The 21,173-nt window shown below is 71.1% G+C and carries 20 protein-coding genes and 1 pseudogene; 13 read left to right on the forward strand and 8 right to left on the reverse strand.

Annotation, left to right across the window (positions count from 1 at the left end; genetic code table 11):
• The first annotated feature begins 3 nt into the window (after positions 1–3).
• Both TU30_RS07660 and TU30_RS07665 read left to right on the forward strand, forming a co-directional pair.
• Positions 4–1,404 carry an ABC transporter permease subunit gene (locus TU30_RS07660; protein ID WP_042166237.1) on the forward strand — a complete coding sequence of 467 codons (1,401 nt, stop codon included), beginning with the start codon at positions 4–6 and terminating at the stop codon, positions 1,402–1,404.
• Complete coding sequence (locus tag TU30_RS07665) at positions 1,401–2,240, forward strand: carbohydrate ABC transporter permease (RefSeq protein WP_042166240.1); 840 nt, start codon at positions 1,401–1,403, stop codon at positions 2,238–2,240. The genes TU30_RS07660 and TU30_RS07665 overlap by 4 nt, the downstream gene beginning before the upstream one ends.
• Positions 2,241–2,339: 99 nt before the next feature.
• Here the strand turns inward: TU30_RS07665 and pgl are convergent, their stop codons facing one another.
• From pgl to tkt, 5 genes are read right to left on the reverse strand one after another with little or no spacing between them, the layout of a single operon-like run.
• Complete coding sequence (gene pgl, locus TU30_RS07670; RefSeq protein ID WP_042166243.1) at positions 2,340–3,125, reverse strand: 6-phosphogluconolactonase; 786 nt, start codon at positions 3,123–3,125, stop codon at positions 2,340–2,342.
• The gene (opcA, locus tag TU30_RS07675; protein WP_042166245.1) at positions 3,122–4,339 is read right to left on the reverse strand and encodes a glucose-6-phosphate dehydrogenase assembly protein OpcA; all 1,218 of its coding nucleotides are present in this window, start codon (positions 4,337–4,339) and stop codon (positions 3,122–3,124) included. Before opcA ends, pgl begins: the two co-directional genes overlap by 4 nt.
• The gene (gene zwf, locus TU30_RS07680) at positions 4,336–5,859 is read right to left on the reverse strand and encodes a glucose-6-phosphate dehydrogenase (RefSeq protein ID WP_042166248.1); all 1,524 of its coding nucleotides are present in this window, start codon (positions 5,857–5,859) and stop codon (positions 4,336–4,338) included. Before zwf ends, opcA begins: the two co-directional genes overlap by 4 nt.
• A gap of 4 nt (positions 5,860–5,863) precedes the next feature.
• Complete coding sequence (gene tal, locus TU30_RS07685) at positions 5,864–6,982, reverse strand: transaldolase (RefSeq protein ID WP_042166251.1); 1,119 nt, start codon at positions 6,980–6,982, stop codon at positions 5,864–5,866.
• 39 nt (positions 6,983–7,021) lie between these two features.
• Positions 7,022–9,109, reverse strand: coding sequence for a transketolase (tkt, locus tag TU30_RS07690; protein WP_042166253.1), 2,088 nt, complete (start codon positions 9,107–9,109; stop codon positions 7,022–7,024).
• A gap of 331 nt (positions 9,110–9,440) precedes the next feature.
• Between tkt and TU30_RS07695 the strand changes: the two genes are divergently transcribed.
• The 5 genes and pseudogenes from TU30_RS07695 to TU30_RS07705 all read left to right on the forward strand — a co-directional run bounded on the left by TU30_RS07695 (position 9,441) and on the right by TU30_RS07705 (position 12,215).
• On the forward strand, positions 9,441–10,409 hold the full coding sequence (locus TU30_RS07695) for a heme o synthase (protein WP_370626578.1): 969 nt from the start codon (positions 9,441–9,443) through the stop codon (positions 10,407–10,409).
• Positions 10,410–10,503: 94 nt separating this feature from the next.
• Positions 10,504–10,884 carry a hypothetical protein gene (locus TU30_RS07700; protein ID WP_042166258.1) on the forward strand — a complete coding sequence of 127 codons (381 nt, stop codon included), beginning with the start codon at positions 10,504–10,506 and terminating at the stop codon, positions 10,882–10,884.
• Positions 10,885–11,022: 138 nt separating this feature from the next.
• Positions 11,023–11,241: pseudogene (locus tag TU30_RS36965) on the forward strand (amidohydrolase); the annotation flags it as partial.
• A gap of 20 nt (positions 11,242–11,261) precedes the next feature.
• Entirely contained in the window at positions 11,262–11,405 is a 144-nt protein-coding gene (locus tag TU30_RS35935; RefSeq protein WP_158719302.1) for a hypothetical protein, read from the forward strand.
• A gap of 57 nt (positions 11,406–11,462) precedes the next feature.
• The gene (locus tag TU30_RS07705) at positions 11,463–12,215 is read left to right on the forward strand and encodes a nucleotidyltransferase domain-containing protein (RefSeq protein WP_042166260.1); all 753 of its coding nucleotides are present in this window, start codon (positions 11,463–11,465) and stop codon (positions 12,213–12,215) included.
• Here TU30_RS07705 and TU30_RS07710 read toward each other — a convergent pair.
• The 3 genes from TU30_RS07710 to TU30_RS07720 form a co-directional block, all read right to left on the reverse strand.
• Positions 12,170–13,183, reverse strand: coding sequence for a heme A synthase (locus TU30_RS07710; RefSeq protein WP_042166624.1), 1,014 nt, complete (start codon positions 13,181–13,183; stop codon positions 12,170–12,172). The two genes, TU30_RS07705 and TU30_RS07710, sit on opposite strands and share 46 nt — an antisense overlap.
• Before the next feature lie 79 nt (positions 13,184–13,262).
• Positions 13,263–14,033, reverse strand: coding sequence for an ABC transporter permease (locus TU30_RS07715; RefSeq protein ID WP_234307805.1), 771 nt, complete (start codon positions 14,031–14,033; stop codon positions 13,263–13,265).
• Positions 14,030–14,953: an ABC transporter ATP-binding protein gene (locus TU30_RS07720; protein ID WP_078878164.1), complete on the reverse strand. Its 924-nt coding sequence runs from the start codon at positions 14,951–14,953 to the stop codon at positions 14,030–14,032. The genes TU30_RS07715 and TU30_RS07720 overlap by 4 nt, the downstream gene beginning before the upstream one ends.
• Before the next feature lie 327 nt (positions 14,954–15,280).
• Here TU30_RS07720 and TU30_RS07725 point away from each other — a divergent pair, with 327 nt between their 5' ends.
• The 6 genes from TU30_RS07725 (at position 15,281) to TU30_RS07750 (ending at position 21,163) form a co-directional block, all read left to right on the forward strand.
• Positions 15,281–16,063, forward strand: a complete 783-nt coding sequence (locus tag TU30_RS07725) for a metalloregulator ArsR/SmtB family transcription factor (RefSeq protein ID WP_042166265.1) — start codon at positions 15,281–15,283, stop codon at positions 16,061–16,063.
• Entirely contained in the window at positions 16,060–17,481 is a 1,422-nt protein-coding gene (sufB, locus tag TU30_RS07730) for a Fe-S cluster assembly protein SufB (RefSeq protein ID WP_042166267.1), read from the forward strand. The genes TU30_RS07725 and sufB overlap by 4 nt, the downstream gene beginning before the upstream one ends.
• A gap of 110 nt (positions 17,482–17,591) precedes the next feature.
• Positions 17,592–18,809: a Fe-S cluster assembly protein SufD gene (sufD, locus tag TU30_RS07735; RefSeq protein ID WP_052479755.1), complete on the forward strand. Its 1,218-nt coding sequence runs from the start codon at positions 17,592–17,594 to the stop codon at positions 18,807–18,809.
• Complete coding sequence (locus TU30_RS07740; protein WP_042166271.1) at positions 18,806–19,123, forward strand: non-heme iron oxygenase ferredoxin subunit; 318 nt, start codon at positions 18,806–18,808, stop codon at positions 19,121–19,123. Before sufD ends, TU30_RS07740 begins: the two co-directional genes overlap by 4 nt.
• A 7-nt stretch (positions 19,124–19,130) precedes the next feature.
• Positions 19,131–19,895, forward strand: coding sequence for a Fe-S cluster assembly ATPase SufC (gene sufC, locus TU30_RS07745; RefSeq protein ID WP_042166273.1), 765 nt, complete (start codon positions 19,131–19,133; stop codon positions 19,893–19,895).
• Positions 19,892–21,163 (forward strand): cysteine desulfurase, encoded by a 1,272-nt coding sequence (locus TU30_RS07750; RefSeq protein ID WP_042166275.1) that lies wholly within the window; start codon positions 19,892–19,894, stop codon positions 21,161–21,163. The genes sufC and TU30_RS07750 overlap by 4 nt, the downstream gene beginning before the upstream one ends.
• The last annotated feature ends 10 nt before the right edge of the window (positions 21,164–21,173 follow it).

The raw sequence follows: 21,173 nt of genomic DNA on the forward strand, positions 1-21,173 counted from the left end.
GCCATGACCGCCACCCTGGTGAAAGAGGCGAGCCCTCCGGCGCCCCCGCCCCCCGACGACGCCCGCCGCCGGCGCCTGCGGGGGCGCCTCGTCGCCGTGCTGTTCGTGCTGCCCGCGCTGCTCCTGCTGGGCGCGCTGGTCGTGTACCCGGTGCTGTTCTCCGTCGGCCGCAGCCTCTTCGACGCCTCCGGTACCCGGTTCGTGGGCGCCGGGAACTACACCGAGATGTTCCGCGACCCCGCCACCCTCAAGGCCGTCCGCAACACCGCGATCTGGGTGGTGATCGCCCCCACCCTGCTCACCGGCCTCGGCCTGGTCCTGGCCGTGCTGGTGGAGAAGGTCCGCTGGGCCACCGCCTTCAAACTGCTGCTGTTCATGCCGATGGCGGTGTCCTTCCTGGCGGCCGGCATCATCTTCCGGCTCGCCTACGACGACGACCCCGACAAGGGCGTGCTGAACGCCGCCGCCGTCTCCCTCCACGACGCCTTCAAGGGCAGCTCCTCCTACCCGACCGCCCGCGCCCGCGAGGACACCGGCGGCGGGGACGGGAGCGGGGGAGGGGGCGCCGGGGCGGGCCTGACACAGCAGGCCGACGGCGCGTACGCGACCGGCGCGGACGTCTCACCGGGCACCGTCACGGCCCTCGGCCTGGTCGGCGTCGCCCCCAAGGACCTCCCCGACGGCGCCGCCCCCGCGCTCCCGGCGGCCACCGGCCGGGAGGCCGGCGCCGACGAGGTCCGCGGCGTGGTCTACCTCGACTTCACCCCCGGCGGCGGAGGAGAACCGGGGGTCGTCGACCGGGAGGAGAGCGGACTGCCCGGGATGAAGGTCGAGGCGGTCCGTGACGGACGCACCGTCGCGAGCACGACGACCGCCGCCGACGGCTCGTTCTCCTTCACCGGCCTGGCCGGCGGCCCGTACGCCATCGAGCTGCCCGCCGCCAACTTCGCGCCCCCCTACGACGGCATCTCCTGGCTCGGCCCCGCCCTGGTCACCCCGGCGATCATCGGGGCCTACCTGTGGATCTGGACCGGCTTCGCGATGGTGATGATCGGCGCGGGCCTCTCCACCCTGCCGCGGGACGCGCTGGAGGCCGCGCGGATGGACGGCGCGAACGAGTGGCAGATCTTCCGCCGGATCACCGTCCCGCTGCTCGCGCCCGTCCTCACCGTCGTCTTCGTGACCCTGGTGATCAACGTGATGAAGGTCTTCGACCTCGTCTACATCATCGCGCCCGGACCCGTGCAGGAGGACGCGACCGTGCTCGCCACCCAGATGTGGCTGGTGTCGTTCGGCGGCGGCAACAACCAGGGGCTGGGCAGCGCCCTCGGCGTGCTGCTCCTGCTGCTGGTCGTCCCCGCCATGGTCTTCAACGTCCGCCGCTTCCGAAGGAGTCAGCGATGAACGCGATCCGGCGCGGCCTGGGCAACGCCGTGGTGCAGGCGTTCCTGGTCGTGATCGGCCTGGTGTGGATGACCCCGCTGGCCGGCCTGTTCCTGTCCTCGATGCGCTCCGCGGAGGACACGGCCGAGGGCGGCTGGTGGACCGTGTTCACCAGCCCCGGGCAGCTGTCCTTCGACAACTACGCGGCCCTGCTGAAGAACTCGGGCATGACCCAGGCACTCTGGAACACCGTGCTGATCTCGGTGCCGACCACGGTCCTGGTCGTGGCCGTCGCGGCGCTCGCCGGATACGCCTTCGCCTGGCTGGACTTCCCCGGCCGTGAGGCGGTCTTCCTCCTCGTGGTGGCGCTGCTGGTCGTGCCCGTGCAGATCGGGCTGCTGCCGGTCGCCAAACTCTTCGGCCAGCTGGGACTGTTCGGGACCATCCCCGGAGTCGTGCTGTTCCACGTGGCGTACGGGCTGCCGTTCGCGGTGTTCCTGCTGCGGAACCACTTCGCCGAGATGCCCAAGGAGATGCTGGAGGCCGCCCGGATGGACGGCGGCAGCGAGTGGCGTGTCTTCACCCGGCTCGTCCTGCCCGTGGGCCGCCCGGCGATCGCCGGCCTCGCCGTCTTCCAGTTCCTGTGGGTCTGGAACGACATGCTGGTCGCCCTGCTCTTCGCCGACAGCTCCGCGCAGCCACTGACGGTGGAACTCCAGTCGCAGATCCGCCAGTTCGGCAGCAACATCGACGTGCTCGCACCGGGGGCGTTCCTGTCGCTGGTGGTGCCGGTGGTGGTGTTCTTCGCCTTCCAGCGGCACTTCGTGCAGGGGGTGATGGCGGGGTCGGTGAAGTGAGGGGCGGGTGTGAGGCGGGGCGGCAAGGGGTTCTTCGCCCCCGCCGCCCCTTCCCTCCCCCAAGCCCTACGAGCAGGGGGGCGTCCCCGGACGGGCTGATCAGGCCGACGCCGACGGATAGAGCGACCGGGGCAGGTGCGAGGCCGCCGCCGTGTCCAGGAGCCACAGGGTGCGGGCCCGGCCGTATGCGCCTGCCGCCGGGGCCTGGATCTCGCCCGCGCCCGACAGAGCGATCGCCGCGGCCTTCGCCTTGTCCTCACCGGCCGCCAGCAGCCACACCTCGCGGGCCGTACGGATCGCCGGCAGGGTGAGCGTCACCCTGGTCGGCGGCGGCTTGGGCGCGCCGTGGACGCCGACCACCGCGCGCTCCGTCTCCCGGACCGCGGGCAGCTCCGGGAAGAGGGACGCCACGTGCGTGTCCGGGCCGACGCCCAGCATCAGCACGTCGAACTCCGGCACCCCTCCGTGGTTCGTCGGTCCCGCGGCACGGTCCAGCTCCTGGGCGTACGCGGCCGCCGCCGCGTCCACGTCGGTGCCGTGCGGTCCGTCGGACGCGGGCATGGCGTGCACGCGCTCCGGGTCCAGCGGCACCGCGTCGAGCAGCGCCTCGCGCGCCTGGGTGACATTGCGCTCCGGGTCGCCGTCCGGCAGGAACCGCTCGTCGCCCCACCACAGGTCGATCCGGCCCCAGTCGACTGCGTCCCGGGCGGGCGCCGCCGCGAGCGCGGCCAGCAGGCCGTTGCCGTTGCGGCCGCCGGTCAGGACCACGGACGCCGAGCCCCGCGAGGCCTGCGCGTCCACGACCCGGGTGATCAGCCGGGCCGCCGCGGCCTGCGCCATCAGCTCCTTGTCGCGGTGCACGACGAGCTGCGGTGCCGTACTCATGTCGCCGCCGCCCCCTTCACCGGTGCCTGCGCCGCCTCGGCGGACCGGGAACCTTCCGCAGCCGCTTCGCCGGGAGCGGGGCTCCCCGCTCCTTCCGCTCCTGCTTCTTCCGCTCCTGCTCCTTTGGCCGGCGACTCACCCGCCGACCGCTTCCCGGAGTCACCGGACGCGTCGTCCGGCGCCCGCGACACCTCGTCGAGCGCGCCGGACGCCTCGGTCAGCACCCGCGACACCGCCTCCGGCCGCCGGCCCGACGGCGCCTTCGGATCCACCGCCGGCCGGTGCGCCGGGTTCCTCAGCCGCTCGACCCCGTACCGCAGCGCCGACGCGTACGTGTCGTCCGGGTCGAGCCGGCGCAGCTCCTCCGCGATCAGCTCCGACGTGGCCCGGCGCTTGAGCGCCACCGCACGCCCCGGCTGACCCTGGATCGACAGCGTCGCCAGTGAACCGTCGGCCCGGTCCAGCACGATCGGACCGCAGTCGGTCGTCAGACGGACCGCCGTCAGCCCGGGGCCGGCGGACAGCGAACGTTTCACGGGGACGTCCAGCCGGTCCGCGAGCCACATGGCCAGCAGCTCACAGCTCGGGTTGGACTCCTCGCCCTCCACCTCGACGCCCTGTACCTCGCAGGTCACCTGGTCCAGGGCCGCCGCCAGCATCGAACGCCAGGGCGTGATCCGGGTCCAGGACAGGTCGGTGTCGCCCGGGGTGTAGGAGTCGGCACGGGCGGCGAGCTCCCGCACCGGCTGTTCGCAGGCGTAGGTGTCGGTCACGCGGCGCTGGCCCAGTGCGCCCAGTGGATCGCCGGCCGGGTCCGGTGGTGCGTCGACCGGCCACCAGACCACCACCGGGGCGTCGGGCAGCAGCAGCGGCAGCACGACGGACTGGGCGTGGTCGGCGACCTCGCCGTACAGCCGCAGCACGACCGTCTCGCCGGCGCCCGCGTCGGCGCCGACCAGCACCTCGGCGTCCAGCCGGGACTGCGTACGGCCGCGGTGCGGGCGGGAGACGCGCTTGATGACGACCAGGGTGCGCGAGGGGTGTTCGCGCGAGGCGTCCCCGGCGGACCTCAGCGCGTCGTAGGCGTTCTCCTCGTCGGTGACGATGACCAGGGTGAGCACCATGCCCACGGCCGGGGTGCCGATGGCCCGGCGGGCCTGCACCAGCGATTTGTTGATCTTGCTGGCCGTGGTGTCCGTGAGGGCTGTCTTCATGGCCGGCGCCAGCTCCGTCCGTCTCGCTCGAGCATGTGGTCCGCCTCGACCGGCCCCCAGGTACCGGCCGGGTACTGGGCCGGCCTGCCGTGGTTGTCCCAGTACTCCTCGATCGGGTCGAGGATCTTCCAGGACAGCTCGACCTCCTCGGTGCGCGGGAAGAGGTTGGAGTCGCCGAGCAGCACGTCGAGGATGAGGCGCTCGTAGGCCTCCGGGCTGGACTCCGTGAACGACTCGCCGTAGGCGAAGTCCATCGACACGTCCCGGATCTCCATCGAGGTGCCGGGCACCTTCGAGCCGAACCGCACCGTGACACCCTCGTCCGGCTGGACGCGGATGACGATGGCGTTCGACCCGAGCTCCTCGGTGGCCGTGGTGTCGAAGGGGGAGTGCGGTGCCCGCTGGAAGACGACCGCGATCTCGGTGACCCGGCGGCCCAGCCGCTTGCCGGTGCGCAGGTAGAAGGGGACGCCCGCCCAGCGGCGGTTGTCGACGCCCAGCCTGATCGCCGCGTAGGTGTCGGTGTTCGAGGAGGCGTCGATGCCCTCCTCCTCCAGGTACCCGACCGCCTTCGCGCCGCCCTGCCAGCCCGCCGCGTACTGCCCGCGCACGGTGTCCCGGCCCAGGTCCTTCGGCAGCCGCACGGCGCCGAGCACCTTGGTCTTCTCCGCGGCCAGCGCGTCCGCGTCGAAGGAGGCCGGCTCCTCCATCGCGGTCAGCGCCATCAGCTGGAGCAGGTGGTTCTGGATGACGTCGCGGGCGGCGCCGATGCCGTCGTAGTAGCCGGCCCGGCCGCCGATGCCGATGTCCTCGGCCATGGTGATCTGCACGTGGTCGACGAAGGACCGGTTCCAGATCGGCTCGAACATCGTGTTCGCGAAGCGCAGGGCCAGGATGTTCTGGACGGTCTCCTTGCCCAGGTAGTGGTCGATCCGGAAGACCTGGTCCGGGGCGAACACCTCGTGCACGATCGCGTTGAGCTCCTCGGCCGACCTCAGGTCGTGGCCGAACGGCTTCTCGATCACCGCGCGCCGCCAGGAACCGCTCGACTGGTCGGCCAGCCCGTGCTTCTTCAGCTGCTGGATGACCACCGGGAAGGAACGCGGCGGCACCGACAGGTAGAACGCGAAGTTGCCGCCCGTGCCCTGCGCCTTGTCCAGCTCCTCGATCGTGCCGCGCAGCCGCTCGAAGGACTCGTCGTCGTCGAAGGTGCCCTGGACGAACCGCATGCCCTGGATGAGCTGCTGCCAGACCTCCTCGCGGAAGGGCGTGCGGGCGTGCTCCTTGACCGCGTCGTGCACCTCCTGCGCGAAGTCCTCGTGCGCCCACTCCCGGCGGGCGAAACCGACCAGCGAGAAGCCCGGCGGCAGCAGCCCCCGGTTGGCGAGGTCGTACACCGCCGGCATCAGCTTCTTGCGTGACAGGTCGCCCGTCACCCCGAAGATGACCAGGCCCGACGGCCCCGCGATACGCGGGAGCCGCCGGTCCGCCGGATCACGCAGCGGATTGCTGCTCGACAAGGTGTCAGCCCTCCGAAGGGGCGAGGCGCGCGAGCTCCGCCTCGGTCGACTTCAGCAGGTCGGTCCAGGACGCCTCGAACTTCTGGACGCCCTCGTCCTCCAGCAGCCGCACGACGTCGTCGTACGCGATGCCGAGCTTCTCCACGGCGTCGAGGTCGGCGCGGGCCTGCGCGTAGGTGCCGGCGATGGTGTTGCCGGTGATCTCGCCCGACTCCTCGGTGGCCTCCAGGGTCGCCTCCGGCATGGTGTTCACCGTGTTCGGTGCCACCAGCTCGTCGACGTACATCGTGGACTTGTATGCCTTGTCCTTCACCCCGGTGGAGGCCCACAGCGGACGCTGCTTGTTGGCACCGGCGCGCTCCAGTGCGCTCCAGCGGTCGGTGGCGAAGACCTCCTCGTACGCCTGGTAGGCCAGGCGCGCGTTGGCGACGGCGGCCTTGCCGCGCAGCGCCCCGGCGGCGTCGGTGCCGAGCGCGTCGATGCGCTTGTCGATCTCGGTGTCCACCCGGGACACGAAGAACGACGCCACCGAGTGGATCTTCGACAGGTCCAGGCCGCGCTCCTTGGCCTTCTCCAGGCCGGCCAGGAACGCGTCCATGACCTTGCGGTAGCGTTCCAGGGAGAAGATCAGCGTGACGTTGACGCTGATGCCCAGGCCGATGGTCTCGGCGATCGCCGGGATGCCGGCCTCGGTCGCCGGGATCTTGATCAGGGTGTTGGGCCGGTCCACCAGCCAGGCCAGCTGCTTGGCCTCGGCCACGGTGGAGCGCGTGTTGTGCGCAAGACGCGGGTCGACCTCGATGGAGACCCGGCCGTCCTGGCCGTCGGTGGCGTCGAAGACCGGGCGCAGGATGTCGGCGGCGTCGCGGACGTCCGCCGTCGTGATCATCCGGATGGCCTCTTCGACCGTCACCCCGCGGGCGGCGAGGTCGGCGAGCTGCTGCTCGTAGCCGTCGCCCTCGGAGATCGCCTTCTGGAAGATCGACGGGTTGGTGGTGACGCCCACGACGTGCTGCTGGTCGATCAGCTCGGCGAGGTTGCCGGACGTGATCCGCTTGCGCGACAGGTCGTCCAGCCAGATCGCGACGCCTTCGTCGGAAAGGCGCTTGAGTGCGTCTGTCATGGAAATTCCATCTCCTACGTCTCGTGTCGTATGTGAGCGTCAGCGCTGGGCGGCGGTCAGCGATTCCCGGGCGACGTCGGCCACGTTCTCGGGGGTGAAGCCGTACTCCTGGAACAGCACCTTGCCGTCGGCGGACGCGCCGAAGTGCTCCAGGGACACGATGCGCCCGGCGTCCCCCACGTACGTGTGCCAGGTGAGGCCGATGCCGGCCTCGACGGCGACGCGGGCCCTCACCGCCGGCGGCAGGACGCTGTCCCGGTATTCCTGGTCCTGCTCCTCGAACCACTCCACCGACGGCATGGACACCACACGCGTCGGCACGCCGGCGGCCTGCAGCCGCTCGCGCGCCCCGACGGCGACATGCACCTCGGAACCGGTGGCGATCAGAACGACCTGCGGAGCGCCGCCCTCGGCCTCGAACAGCACGTAGCCACCGCGCGCGGCGTCCTCGTTCGGCTCGTAGGTCGGCACGCCCTGGCGGGTGAGGGCCAGACCGTGCGGGGCGCCCTTGCCGAACTCCTTCGTCCAGCGCCGCAGGATCTCCCGCCAGGCGATCGCGGTCTCGTTGGCGTCCGCGGGGCGGATCACGTTCAGACCGGGGATGGCGCGCAGCGAGGCCAGGTGCTCGACGGGCTGGTGGGTCGGGCCGTCCTCGCCCAGACCGATGGAGTCGTGCGTCCACACGTACGTCACCGGCAGGTGCATCAGGGCGGACAGCCGCACCGCGTTGCGCATGTAGTCGGAGAACACCAGGAAGGTGCCACCGTAGATCCGGGTGTTGCCGTGCAGCGCGATGCCGTTCATCTCCGCGGCCATGGAGTGCTCGCGGATGCCGAAGTGGACCGTGCGGCCGTACGGGTTCGCCTCGGGCAGCGGGTTGTCCGCCGGGAGGAACGACGACGTCTTGTCGATCGTCGTGTTGTTGGAGCCCGCCAGGTCGGCCGAGCCGCCCCACAGCTCCGGGACGACCGCGCCGAGCGCCTGGAGCACCTTGCCGGACGCGGCGCGCGTGGCGACCGCCTTGCCCGGCTCGAAGACCGGAAGCTTGTCCTCCCAGCCCTTGGGCAGCTCACCGGCCGCGATCCGGTCGAACTCGGCCGCGCGCTCCGCGTTGTTGCTCCGCCACTCCCGGAACGACTTCTCCCACTCGGCCCGCGCCTGCTTGCCGCGCTCCAGCGCCCCGCGGGTGTGGCCGATGACCTCGTCGGCCACCTCGAAGGTCTGCTCCGGGTCGAAGCCCAGCACCCGCTTGGTGGCGGCCACCTCGTCGTCGCCGAGCGCCGAACCGTGCGCGGCCTCGGTGTTCTGCGCGTTGGGCGCCGGCCAGGCGATGATCGAGCGCATCGCGATGAACGACGGCCGGTCGGTGACCTTCTTCGCCTCGGCGATCGCGTCGTAGAGCGCGCTCGGGTCCAGGTCGCCGTCCGGCTTCGGGGCGACACGCTGCACGTGCCAGCCGTAGGCCTCGTACCGCTTGACGGTGTCCTCGGAGACGGCCGTCTCGGTGTCGCCCTCGATCGAGATGTGGTTGTCGTCCCACAGCAGGATCAGGTTGCCGAGCTTCTGGTGGCCGGCCATCGAGGACGCCTCGGCGGAGATGCCCTCCTGCAGACAGCCGTCACCGGCGACGCAGTACACGAAGTGGTCGAACGGGGAGGTGCCGGCGGCGGCCTCCGGGTCGAACAGGCCGCGCTCGTAGCGGGCGGCCATCGCCATGCCGACCGCGTTGGCGACACCCTGGCCCAGCGGCCCGGTCGTCGTCTCCACGCCGGTGGTGTGCCCGTACTCGGGGTGACCCGGTGTCTTCGAACCCCAGGTGCGGAACGCCTTGAGGTCGTCCAGCTCCAGACCGAAACCGGCCAGGTACAGCTGGGTGTAGAGGGTCAGGGACGAATGGCCGGCGGACAGGACGAAACGGTCCCGCCCGACCCAGTCGGCGTCCGCCGGGTCGTGCCGCATCACCTTCTGGAAGAGGGTGTAAGCGGCGGGCGCCAGGCTCATCGCCGTACCGGGATGGCCGTTGCCGACCCTCTGTACGGCATCGGCGGCCAGGACGCGGGCGGTGTCCACGGCCCGCTGGTCCAGTTCGGTCCACTCGAGATCTGTGGTGGTCGGCTTGGTGCTCACCCTGGGTCAGGGCTCCTCTCCACATGTCTTCGGATGCCGGACGAGTCCATACCGGCGAAGTCGAGCCTACCCCCGGAGGAGGTGCTTCCCCCGAGCCCTTCCAGACGGCCCCGGGCTCCCGGCGGTCCGCCTTCTGACGGGGGAGTATGCGCATTCGGCAGATGAATACGGGGCCGTTCATCCGGTTGCTCAATCGAGCCGGCATCCGTGCCGTGAGCGGCCGCGTCCAACACGAGCGGACCCCCCGCGAATGTCCGGGTCTGGGCAACGTCTAAGGTGGCGTGGTACGCGCGATCCCCTACCGCCACTTCATCCGGGAGGGCTCGCTGGGATGTCTCTGTCAGGGGTGCGAGTGACGGCCGTTGAATCCCGTCCTGCGGGGGTTATCGGGACGAGCCAGAGCCCGAGCCACCGGCCGATCGGGGCCCGTGTCAAGGCGTTCGTGGCGTTGACCAAGCCGCGGATCATCGAGCTGCTGCTCATCACCACCGTTCCGGTGATGTTCCTTGCGCAGCAGGGTGTGCCCGATCTGCAGCTGGTACTGCTCACCTGCCTCGGCGGCTACCTGTCGGCGGGCGGCGCCAACGCGCTCAACATGTACATCGACCGCGACATCGACGCGCTGATGGACCGCACCTCGCAGCGCCCCCTGGTCACGGGCATGGTCGGCCCGCGCGAGTGCCTGGCCTTCGGCATCGCCCTGGCCGTCGTCTCGACCCTGCTGTTCGGTCTCACCGTCAACTGGCTGTCCGCCTGGCTCTCCCTCGGCGCGCTCCTCTTCTACGTCGTCGTCTACACGATGATCCTCAAACGGCGTACGTCGCAGAACATCGTGTGGGGCGGCATCGCCGGCTGCATGCCGGTGCTGATCGGCTGGTCCGCGGTCACCGATTCGCTGTCCTGGGCGCCGGTCGTCCTCTTCCTCGTCATCTTCTTCTGGACGCCGCCGCACTACTGGCCGCTGTCCATGAAGGTGAAGGACGACTACGCGCGCGTGGGCGTGCCGATGCTTCCGGTCATCGCCTCCAACAAGGTGGTCGCCAAGCAGATCGTGGCCTACAGCTGGGTCATGGTCGCGGTGTCGCTGCTGCTCACCCCGCTTGGCTACACCGGCTGGTTCTACACCGCGGTCGCGCTGGCCGCGGGCGGCTGGTGGCTCTGGGAGGCGCACGCGCTCCTCAACCGGGCCAGGTCCGAGGTGACCGGCGGAAAGCTCAAGGAGATGCGCCTGTTCCACTGGTCCATCACCTATGTGTCGCTGCTCTTCGTGGCCGTCGCGGTGGACCCCTTCCTGCGGTAGACCGTCTGCTCTCCGTCCGACGGGCGGGGTCCGTGGCCGAGGCCACGGACCCCGCCCGTCGCCGTTCGGTCTACCCGTCGGTAGCATCCTGGTCATGGCAGACACGCAGCAGTCGGACCCGAAGGCCGAGCAGACCTCCGAGCAGCGGGCCGCACAGAAGGCCGAGCGCAAGGCCGACCGGGAGGCGGCCAAGCTCGCCCGGCGGATCAGTGGCTTCGCCACGGCCCACGGCGGAGCCGAAGGCCAGATCGCGTACCTCGGACAGCGCGGCGCCCGGATCGTACTGGTCGGCGAGGACGGAGACTGGGGCGACCTGGTCGCCCACTCCTACCCGATCGCGCGGAAGGCGGCCGAGCGGGCGGGCCTCACCCTCCACGAGGACTTCGACGGCGAGTTCGCGTCCAAGGTCAGGACCGGCCCGTACGAGTGGACCCGCATGGCGGGCCTCCAGATCGGCGGCCCGGCCAACGGCTGAACCCCGCCCCCGGGCGGCGCCGGCCCCGCGCGTCCCACGGGGCCGGCGCCGCGGCGGGGCCGTGGCCGGGCAACACCTGCTCACCGGCTCGCCGTCAGGCCCCGCGACACCGGCGCAGCGCCCACCTGGAGAGCCCGGATGACCGCCCCGCCGTCCCTCGTGGACCAGTACTGCCACGGCGTGCCGCACACCGGGCCGGGCCTCGGCACCTTCGAGGCCCGGCCCGCCCGCGGTGATGGCCCGCCCGCCCCGGGCACCACCCTCTTCGCCCCCCGGACCGGTTCCGCCGTACGCCGCTGGTGCCCGCCCCTGCTGGGCCTGGAGCCGCACCGCCCTCCCGGCCGAGCGGCGTCCAGGGGCTGCCCGGACTGCACGCCGTGGGCGCACGCCTGTTCCGCGAGGCCCTCGCCCGGGTCCTCGGCGGCCGGGTCGCCGAAGGCGCGTGGGCACTCGGCGACGCGCGGCGGGTGGCCGCGATGATCGCCTCGGAGAACGCGGGCAGGGGGTACGGGCCCGAGTGAGACGTGAGGACGGGACGCAGGGTGTACGGGCCGGACCGGTGCGTGAAGACTGGAGGGATGCCGACCGACGCCCTGCTCGACCGCTTCCTCACCGGCCTCGTACCGCTCACCCCCGTCGCCGTCTGGGCACACGGCTCGCTGGCCGGCGGCGACTACCGGGAGGGCCGCAGCGACCTGGATCTGATCACCGTCCTGGACCGCCCGGTCACGGCGCGCACGGTGTGGAGGGTGGCGCTGCTGCACGCCCGCCTGCGGGGCGAGCCGCTCGCCGACCGGCTGCACTGCACCTACCTGGCGCGCGACACCGCGGGAGACGCCGAGCGGCGCCACCTGACCTGGGCACACGAGCAGCTTTTCCGCCGAACGGTCACCCCGGTCACCCGGACCGAGCTGCACAGCTTCGGACGGGTCCTGCACGGCGTGCCGCCCGTGGACGCGCTGCCGCCGGTGCCGGACGGCGAACTCGCCGCGTTCGTGGTGCGCGACCAGCGCGACTTCTGGCGCAGGGAGGTGGACCGGGCCGCGAACTGGACGCAGGACGTATGGGTCGACCTGGGACTGCTGGCCTTCGCCCGTGCCACGGTCACCCTGCGCGAGGGCCGCCTGATCTCCAAGCGGGAGGCCCTGGAGGTACTGCCCGGCCTGGGTGCCCCCGGTGAGGTCGTCGAGGACGTCCGAAGGCGGCGCTACGCCGATCCCGCGCCGACCGCCCCCGCGCCGACCACCGAAAAGTGGATCCAGCACCGGGTCGGGCTGACCCGGGACTACCTGGGCCCGGCGATCGACTCGCTTGTGGCGCGGGACGGCTGAGCGGACGGCACCGGCACCTCGGCCACCGGCGTGTCCGGCCGCTCGCGCAGCGACAGCAGGACCCGCACCACCCAGATCCACATCACGCAGGAGCCGAACATGTGGGCGCCGACCAGGACCTCGGGGAGGTCCGTGAAGTACTGGACGTAGCCGATCACGCCTTGCGCGAGGATGATCAGGAACAGCTCGCGGGTGCGGCTCAGCGGGCCACCGGGGGCGTCCACCGCCTTGAGGACGAACCACAGGGCGAACGTCAGCGTCGCCACGATCCACGCCAGCACGGCGTGCAGCTTGCTGACCGTCTCCCAGTCCAGCGGCATCCGCTCGACCTCGCTGGAGTCACCCGCGTGCGGCCCCGCGCCGGTCACCACCGTGCCGACCGCGATCAGCAGCACGGAGACCGCCACCAGGAACCACACCAGCTGCCGCACCGGCTTGCCGACCAGCGGCCGGGGCTCCCCGTCGCCCTCGCCGACGCGGTGCCACATCAGGGTGGCCACCGCGATCAGCGCCGAGGAGAGCAGGAAGTGCGCCGCGACCGTGTACGGGTTCAGGCCGACCAGGACCACGATGCCGCCGAGGACCGCGTTGCCCATCACGATCCAGAACTGCGCCCAGCCCAGCCGGGTCAGGCCGCGCCGGTACGGCTTTCGGGAGCGCGCGGCGACGATCGCCCAGCCGACGGCGGCGCACAGCACGTACGTCAGCAGCCGGTTGCCGAACTCGATCAGACCGTGGACGCCCATCTCGCGCGTGGAGGCGATGGAGTCCTCGGTGCACTTGGGCCAGGTCGGGCAGCCCAGGCCGGAACCGGTCAGCCGCACGGCACCGCCGGTGACCACGATGACCACCGACATGACGAGCGCGGCGAGGGCCGCCCGCCGGACCGTCCGGGGGTCCGGGGTCCAGCGTGCGGCGATGAAGGCGAGGGGGTTGCGCAGGGCCGCCTGGGCGTCGGCGCGGGTCAGGTTTGGCACGCGACCATCGTAGGACGCCGCTTGTGCACGCTTTCACGAGGGTCCCGGTCGGCGGTGCCCGCCGACCCGCTCACTCCCAGCGGAAGAACCGGCCCGCCGCCGCCAGCCCCGCGACCGCCCACACGGCGAGGACCGCGACCTGGCCCCACGGCAGCCCCGCCCCGTCCTGGAGCACGTCCCGCAGACCCTGCGACAGCACCGAGACGGGCAGCAGCCCGAGGACGTTCTGCGCGGCGTCCGGGAAGGTGTCCAGCGGCACGACGACCCCGCCGCCGACGAGCAGCAGCAGGAACACCAGGTTGGCGGCAGCGAGCGTCGCCTCGGCCTTCAGGGTGCCCGCCATCAGCAGACCGAGCCCCGAGAAGGCGGCCGTGCCCAGCACCAGCAGCACCAGCACCGCGAACGGACCGCCCCGCGGCGACCAGCCCAGCGCGAACGCGATCCCCGTCAGCAGGGCGATCTGGAGCACCTCGGTGACCAGCACCGACAACGTCTTCGCGGTCATCAGGGCCCAGCGCGGCAGCGGCGAGGACGCCAGCCGCTTCAGCACCCCGTACCGGCGCTCGAAGCCGGTGGCGATGGCCTGCCCGGTGAACGCCGTCGACATCACCGCCAGCGCGAGGACACCGGGGGCGAGGAAGTCCACGGCCTCGCCCTCGCCGGTGTCCACGATGTCCACCGTGCTGAACAGCACCAGCAGCAGCGTGGGGATGACCACGGTGAGCAGCAGCTGCTCGCCGTTGCGCAGCAGCATCTTCGTCTCGAGCGCCGCCTGCGCCGCGATCATGCGGGGGAGCGGCGCCGCGCCCGGCTTCGGTGAGTAGGTTCCGGTGGCCGTCACGAGCGCAGCTCCTTGCCGGTGAGCTCGAGGAAAACGTCTTCGAGGGTGTGCCGCTCCACCGAGATCCGGTCCGGCAGCACGCCGTGCTGTGCGCACCAGGACGTGACGGTGGCGAGCAGTTGCGGGTCCACCTCGCCGACCACCCGGTACGAGCCCGGGGTCACCTCGTCGGCCTGGGAGCCGGAGGGCAGCGCCTTGAGCAGGGAGACCACGTCCAGCCCCGGCCGGCCCGAGAAGCGCAGGGTGTTCTCGGCGCCGCCCCGGCACAGCTGCTCGGGGCTGCCCTGGGCCACCACCCGGCCGGCGTCGATGATCGCGACGTCGTCGGCGAGCTGCTCGGCCTCGTCCATGTGGTGCGTGGTGAGGATGACGGAGACCCCGTCGGCGCGCAGATCCCGTACGAGGTCCCAGGTGGCGCGGCGGGCCTGCGGGTCGAGTCCGGCGGTCGGCTCGTCCAGGAACACCAGCTCCGGGCGGCCGACCACGGCCATCGCCAGCGCGAGCCGCTGCTGCTGGCCGCCGGAGAGCCGCCGGTACGTCGTACGGCCGCAGGAACCGAGGCCGAGGCGCTCGATCAGCGCGTCCACGTCCAGGGGGTGCGCGTGCAGCTTCGCCGTGTGCCGGAGCATCTCGTCGGCCCGCGCGCCCGAGTAGACGCCGCCGGACTGGAGCATCACGCCGACGCGGGGCCTGAGCGCGGCCGACTGCCGCACCGGGTCCAGGCCCAGGACGCGCACCGTGCCGGAGTCGGGGCGCCGGTATCCCTCGCAGGTCTCCACCGTGGTCGTCTTGCCCGCCCCGTTGGGGCCGAGCACGGCCGTCACGCCCTGTCGTGCCACCAGGTCGAGGCCGTCCACCGCGGTCTTCGTGCCGTACCGCTTCACCAGGGCCTGCACCTGGACCACGGGCTCACTTCGCATGGTGCACGAGTCTAGGTACGGGACCGGGGTGTCGGGTCGCGGGGTTCAGGAACTCCCGTGTGCGGGGACGGTGCGGTGACCGGGTCCGTGAGTCGGTGAGTCCGGCGGCGGGGGTGCCCCGGGTGGCAAGAGGGCCGGTCGGAAGGGGGCCGGCAGGATCGGGAGTGTCCCGGAAGGGTCCTCGGGCCGCCACCGGTTTCCTCGGTGCCCCGATCGACCGGAGATCGTTTCCGCAGGTCATCTTAGGTTTACCTAAGTGATGCAGCGCACCCGGGGCGGATCGTGCGTGGGTTGCCCGGCCCGGATGAATTACGCAACAATGGCGTTGTGAAAAACGTCGGCGAGGCTCCCCAGGAGGAACTCGCGACCGGTGAGCGGTCCACCCGCAACCGGGTCGCGAGGTCCGTCCTGAACCACGGGCCCTCGACCGTCTCCGAACTCGCCCAGCGGCTCGGACTGACCCAGGCGGCCGTCCGCCGGCACCTCGACGCCCTGGCGGGCGACGGAATCGTGGAGGCGCGCGAGCGCAGGGTCTACGGCGCACGCACCCGCGGACGCCCCGCCAAGGTCTTCGCCCTCACCGACTGCGGGCGGGACGCCTTCGACCAGTCGTACGACAAACTGGCCGTGGACGCCCTGCGCTGGATCGGCGAGCAGGAGGGCGGCGACGAGGCGATCGCCGCGTTCGCCCGCGCCCGGATCGCCGCCCAGGCCGGCGCGTACCGCGCGGCGGTGGAGGCGGCCGCCCCCGAGGAGCGGGCCCGGGCCCTGGCCAGGGCGCTCACCGCGGACGGGTACTCTGCCACCGCGCGCAGCGCACCCCACCCGCAGCAGGGCGAGCAGCTGTGCCAGCATCACTGCCCGGTCGCCCACGCCGCCGAGCGGTTCCCGCAACTCTGCGAGGCGGAGACGGAGTTCTTCGCCGAGCTGCTCGGTACGCATGTCCAGCGGCTCGCCACCATCGCCCACGGCGACGGCGTCTGCACCACCTTCATCCCGAAGTCCTCGACGGCCCCGACCGGTCCGGCGGGCACGGAGGCCGGGAAGACCTCGCTCCACATCCGCAACGAATCCGCATCCGCAAGCACGGCCGGGAGGAACCCCGCATGACTCTCCCCACGGAGACTGCCCACCCCGAACTCGAGGGCCTGGGTACGTACGAATTCGGCTGGGCCGACTCCGACACGGCAGGCGCCGCGGCCAAGCGTGGTCTGAGCGAGGACGTCGTCCGTGACATCTCCGCGAAGAAGAACGAGCCGGAGTGGATGCTGAAGCTGCGGCTCAAGGGTCTGCGCCTGTTCGACAAGAAGCCCATGCCCAACTGGGGTTCGGACCTGTCGGGCATCGACTTCGACAACATCAAGTACTTCGTGCGCTCCACCGAGCAGCAGGCCGCCTCCTGGGAGGACCTGCCCGAGGACATCAAGAACACCTACGACCGGCTCGGCATCCCCGAGGCGGAGAAGCAGCGCCTGGTCGCCGGTGTCGCCGCGCAGTACGAGTCCGAGGTCGTCTACCACCAGATCCGCGAGGACCTGGAGGAGCAGGGCGTCATCTTCCTCGACACGGACACCGCGCTGAAGGAGCACCCGGAGCTCTTCCAGGAGTACTTCGGCACCGTCATCCCGGTCGGCGACAACAAGTTCGCGTCGCTGAACTCGGCGGTGTGGTCCGGCGGGTCGTTCATCTACGTTCCCAAGGGTGTCCACGTGGACATCCCGCTCCAGGCCTACTTCCGGATCAACACCGAGAACATGGGCCAGTTCGAGCGGACGCTGATCATCGTCGACGAGGACGCCTACGTCCACTACGTCGAGGGCTGCACCGCCCCGATCTACACCTCGGACTCGCTGCACAGCGCCGTCGTCGAGATCATCGTCAAGAAGGGCGGCCGCTGCCGCTACACGACCATCCAGAACTGGTCGAACAACGTCTACAACCTGGTCACCAAGCGCGCCGTGGCCTACGAGGGCGCGACCATGGAGTGGGTCGACGGCAACATCGGCTCCAAGGTGACGATGAAGTACCCGGCCGTCTACCTCATGGGCGAGCACGCCAAGGGCGAGACCCTCTCCATCGCCTTCGCCGGCGAGGGCCAGCACCAGGACGCCGGCGCCAAGATGGTCCACATGGCTCCGAACACCTCGTCGAACATCGTCTCCAAGTCGGTGGCGCGCGGCGGCGGCCGCACCTCCTACCGCGGTCTGATCGAGATCGGTGAGGGCGCCCCCGGTGCCAAGTCCAACGTGCTGTGCGACGCGCTCCTCGTGGACACCGTCTCCCGCTCGGACACCTACCCCTACGTCGACGTCCGCGAGGACGACGTGTCCATGGGCCACGAGGCGACCGTCTCCAAGGTCTCCGAGGACCAGCTCTTCTACCTGATGAGCCGCGGCCTGTCCGAGTTCGAGGCGATGGCGATGATCGTCCGCGGCTTCGTCGAGCCGATCGCCAAGGAGCTGCCGATGGAGTACGCGCTGGAGCTCAACCGGCTGATCGAGCTGCAGATGGAAGGCGCGGTCGGCTGACCCGCCGCCCCGCCCCGGCCGGCCGACCCGACCCGCCCGTGGGCGGGCCGGGTCGGCCCGCCCCGCCGGACAGCACACGTCCCACTCAGAAAGAGAGCACTACGACAGCCATGGCTGAGGCTCAGAATTCCCCCACCTCCGGTGTCGCTGCGGCGGGGGGACCCCTACCGGTGGGCTCCACCACCGCCGGCTCGATCGCGGTGGCCGCGGAGTCGACCGTCGCCACCCGTATGAGCGCGCCCCCGTCCTTCGACGTGGCGTCCTTCCCGGTCCCGCACGGCCGCGAGGAGGAATGGCGGTTCACCCCGCTCGAGCGCCTGCGCGGCCTGCACGACGGCACCGCCGTCGCCACCGCGGGCGTCAAGATCGCCGTCGAGGCGCCCGAGGGCGTCCGTGTCGAGGCCGTCGGCCGTGACGACGCGCGGCTCGGCCGGGCGGGCAAGCCGGTGGACCGCGTCGCCGCGCAGGCGTACAGCGCCTTCGAGCAGGCCTCGGTCGTGACCGTGCCGAAGGAGACCGTGCTCACCGAGCCGATCCGCATCGCGGTGCACGGCGACGGCGGCACCGCCTACAGCCACCAGGTGATCGAGCTCGGCGCCTTCGCCGAGGCGGTCGTCGTCATCGACCACACCGGTGACGCGGTGCTCGCCGCCAACGTCGAGTACGTCCTCGGCGACGGTGCCAAGCTCACCGTCGTCTCCGTCCAGGACTGGGACGACCGGGCCGTGCACGTCGCCCAGCACAACGCCCTCGTCGGCCGCGACGCCTCCTTCAAGTCCGTCGTCGTCACCTTCGGCGGCGACCTGGTCCGGCTGCACCCGCGGGTCGCCTACGCCGGCACCGGCGGCGAGGCCGAGCTGTTCGGCCTGTACTTCACCGACGCCGGCCAGCACCAGGAGCACCGCCTCCTGGTCGACCACAACGTCCCGCACTGCAAGTCCAACGTCGTCTACAAGGGCGCGCTGCAGGGCGACGACGCGCACGCCGTGTGGATCGGCGACGTGCTCATCGAAGCCCGGGCCGAGGGCACCGACACCTACGAGATGAACCGCAACCTCGTCCTCACCGACGGCGCCCGTGTCGACTCCGTGCCCAACCTGGAGATCGAGACCGGCGAGATCGTCGGCGCCGGCCACGCCTCCGCGACCGGCCGCTTCGACGACGAGCAGCTCTTCTACCTGATGGCCCGCGGCATCGCCGAGCAGGACGCCCGCCGTCTGGTCGTCCGCGGCTTCTTCGCCGAACTCGTCCAGCAGATCGGCGTCCCGGACATCGAGGAACGTCTGATCGCCAAGATCGAGGAGGAGCTGGAGGCGTCGGTCGCATGACCTTCCAACGTGCCTGCGGGCTGAGCGAGCTGGAGGAGGACACCCCGAAACGGGTGGAACTCGACGGCACGCCGGTCTCCCTCGTACACACCGGGGGCGAGGTGTTCGCGATCAACGACATCTGCTCGCACGCGAACGTCTCCCTCTCGGAGGGCGAGGTCGACGACTGTCACATCGAGTGCTGGCTGCACGGCTCGCGCTTCGACCTGCGCTCGGGCAAGCCCGACAGTCTTCCGGCCACGCGCCCCGTCCCCGTATACCCCGTAAAGATCGAAGGGGACGACGTGCTCGTCTCCCTCACCCAGGAGTCCTGAGGCATCCATGGCAACGCTTGAAATCCGAGACCTGCACGTCACCGTCGAGGCCGACAACGCCACGAAGGAAATCCTCAAGGGCGTCGACCTCACCGTGAAGCAGGGCGAGACGCACGCCATCATGGGCCCCAACGGCTCCGGCAAGTCGACCCTCGCCTACGCCCTGGCCGGTCACCCCAAGTACACCGTCTCCGGCGGCAGCGTCACCCTCGACGGCGAGGACGTCCTGGAGATGTCCGTCGACGAGCGCGCCCGCGCCGGCCTGTTCCTCGCCATGCAGTACCCGGTCGAGGTCCCCGGCGTCTCCGTCTCCAACTTCCTGCGCACCTCCGCCACCGCCATCCGCGGCGAGGCCCCCAAGCTGCGCACCTGGGTGAAGGAGGTCAAGGAGACCATGGAGCGCCTCCACATGGACCCCGCCTTCGCCGAGCGCAACGTCAACGAGGGCTTCTCCGGCGGTGAGAAGAAGCGCCACGAGATCCTCCAGCTGGAGCTCCTCAAGCCGAAGATCGCGATCCTCGACGAGACCGACTCCGGCCTGGACGTCGACGCGCTGCGCATCGTCTCCGAGGGCGTCAACCGCGTCCGCGAGTCCGGCGAGGTCGGCACCCTGCTGATCACGCACTACACGCGCATCCTGCGCTACATCAAGCCCGACTACGTCCACGTGTTCGCCGAGGGGCGGATCGCCGAGTCCGGCGGCGCCGAGCTCGCCGACAAGCTGGAGAACGAGGGCTACGAGGCATACGTGAAGGGCGGCGCATCCGAGTGACACAGCTGCCGGGCCTCCTCACCGAGCCCAGGCTCCTTGGCGAGGCGATCCGCAAGGACTTCCCCATCCTGGACCGCCAGATCCACGACGGCCGGAAGCTCGTCTACCTGGACAACGCGGCGACCAGCCAGAAGCCGCGCCAGGTGCTGGACGCACTCAGCGAGTACTACGAGCGCTACAACGCCAACGTCCACCGCGGTGTGCACGTGCTCGCCGAGGAGGCCACGGCGCTGTACGAGGGTGCGCGCGACAAGGTCGCGGAGTTCGTCAACGCGCCCTCGCGCGACGAGGTGATCTTCACGAAGAACGCCTCGGAGTCGCTCAACCTCGTGGCGAACATGCTCGGCTGGGCCGACGAGCCCTACCGGGTGGACCACGAGACCGAGATCGTCATCACGGAGATGGAGCACCACTCCAACATCGTGCCGTGGCAGCTGCTCGCGCAGCGCACCGGCGCCAGGCTGAAGTGGTTCGGCCTCACCGACGACGGCCGCCTCGACCTGTCCCGCATCGACGAGGTCATCACCGAGAAGACGAAGATCGTCTCCTTCGTGCTGGTCTCCAACATCCTGGGCACGGTCAACCCGGTCGAGGCGATCGTGCGCCGCGCACAGGAGGTCGGCGCCCTGGTGTGCATCGACGCCTCCCAGGCCGCCCCGCACATGCCGGTGGACGTACAGGCCCTCCAGGCCGACTTCGTCGCCTTCACCGGCCACAAGATGTGCGGCCCGACCGGCATCGGCGTCCTGTGGGGCCGCCAGGAGCTGCTCGAGGACCTGCCGCCGTTCCTCGGCGGCGGCGAGATGATCGAGACCGTGTCGATGAGCTCGTCGACCTACGCGCCGGCCCCGCACAAGTTCGAGGCGGGCACCCCGCCGATCGCCCAGGCGGTCGGTCTCGGTGCCGCGATCGACTACCTGTCGGCCATCGGCATGGACAAGATCCTCGCGCACGAGCACGCGCTCACCGAGTACGCCGTCAAGCGGCTGGCCGAGGTCCCGGACCTGCGCATCATCGGCCCCGACACGGCCGAGGACCGCGGCGCCGCGATCTCGTTCGCGCTGGGCGACATCCACCCGCACGACGTGGGCCAGGTCCTCGACGAGCAGGGCATCGCGGTCCGGGTCGGCCACCACTGCGCGCGGCCGGTCTGCCTGCGGTACGGAATTCCCGCGACCACGCGAGCGTCGTTCTACCTGTACTCCACACCGGCCGAGATCGACGCACTGGTCGACGGCCTGGAGCACGTACGGAACTTCTTCGGCTGAGGGGCTGGGC

Origin of the sequence: Streptomyces sp. NBRC 110035, assembly GCF_000829695.1 — a bacterium.
Lineage (GTDB): Bacteria > Actinomycetota > Actinomycetes > Streptomycetales > Streptomycetaceae > Streptomyces.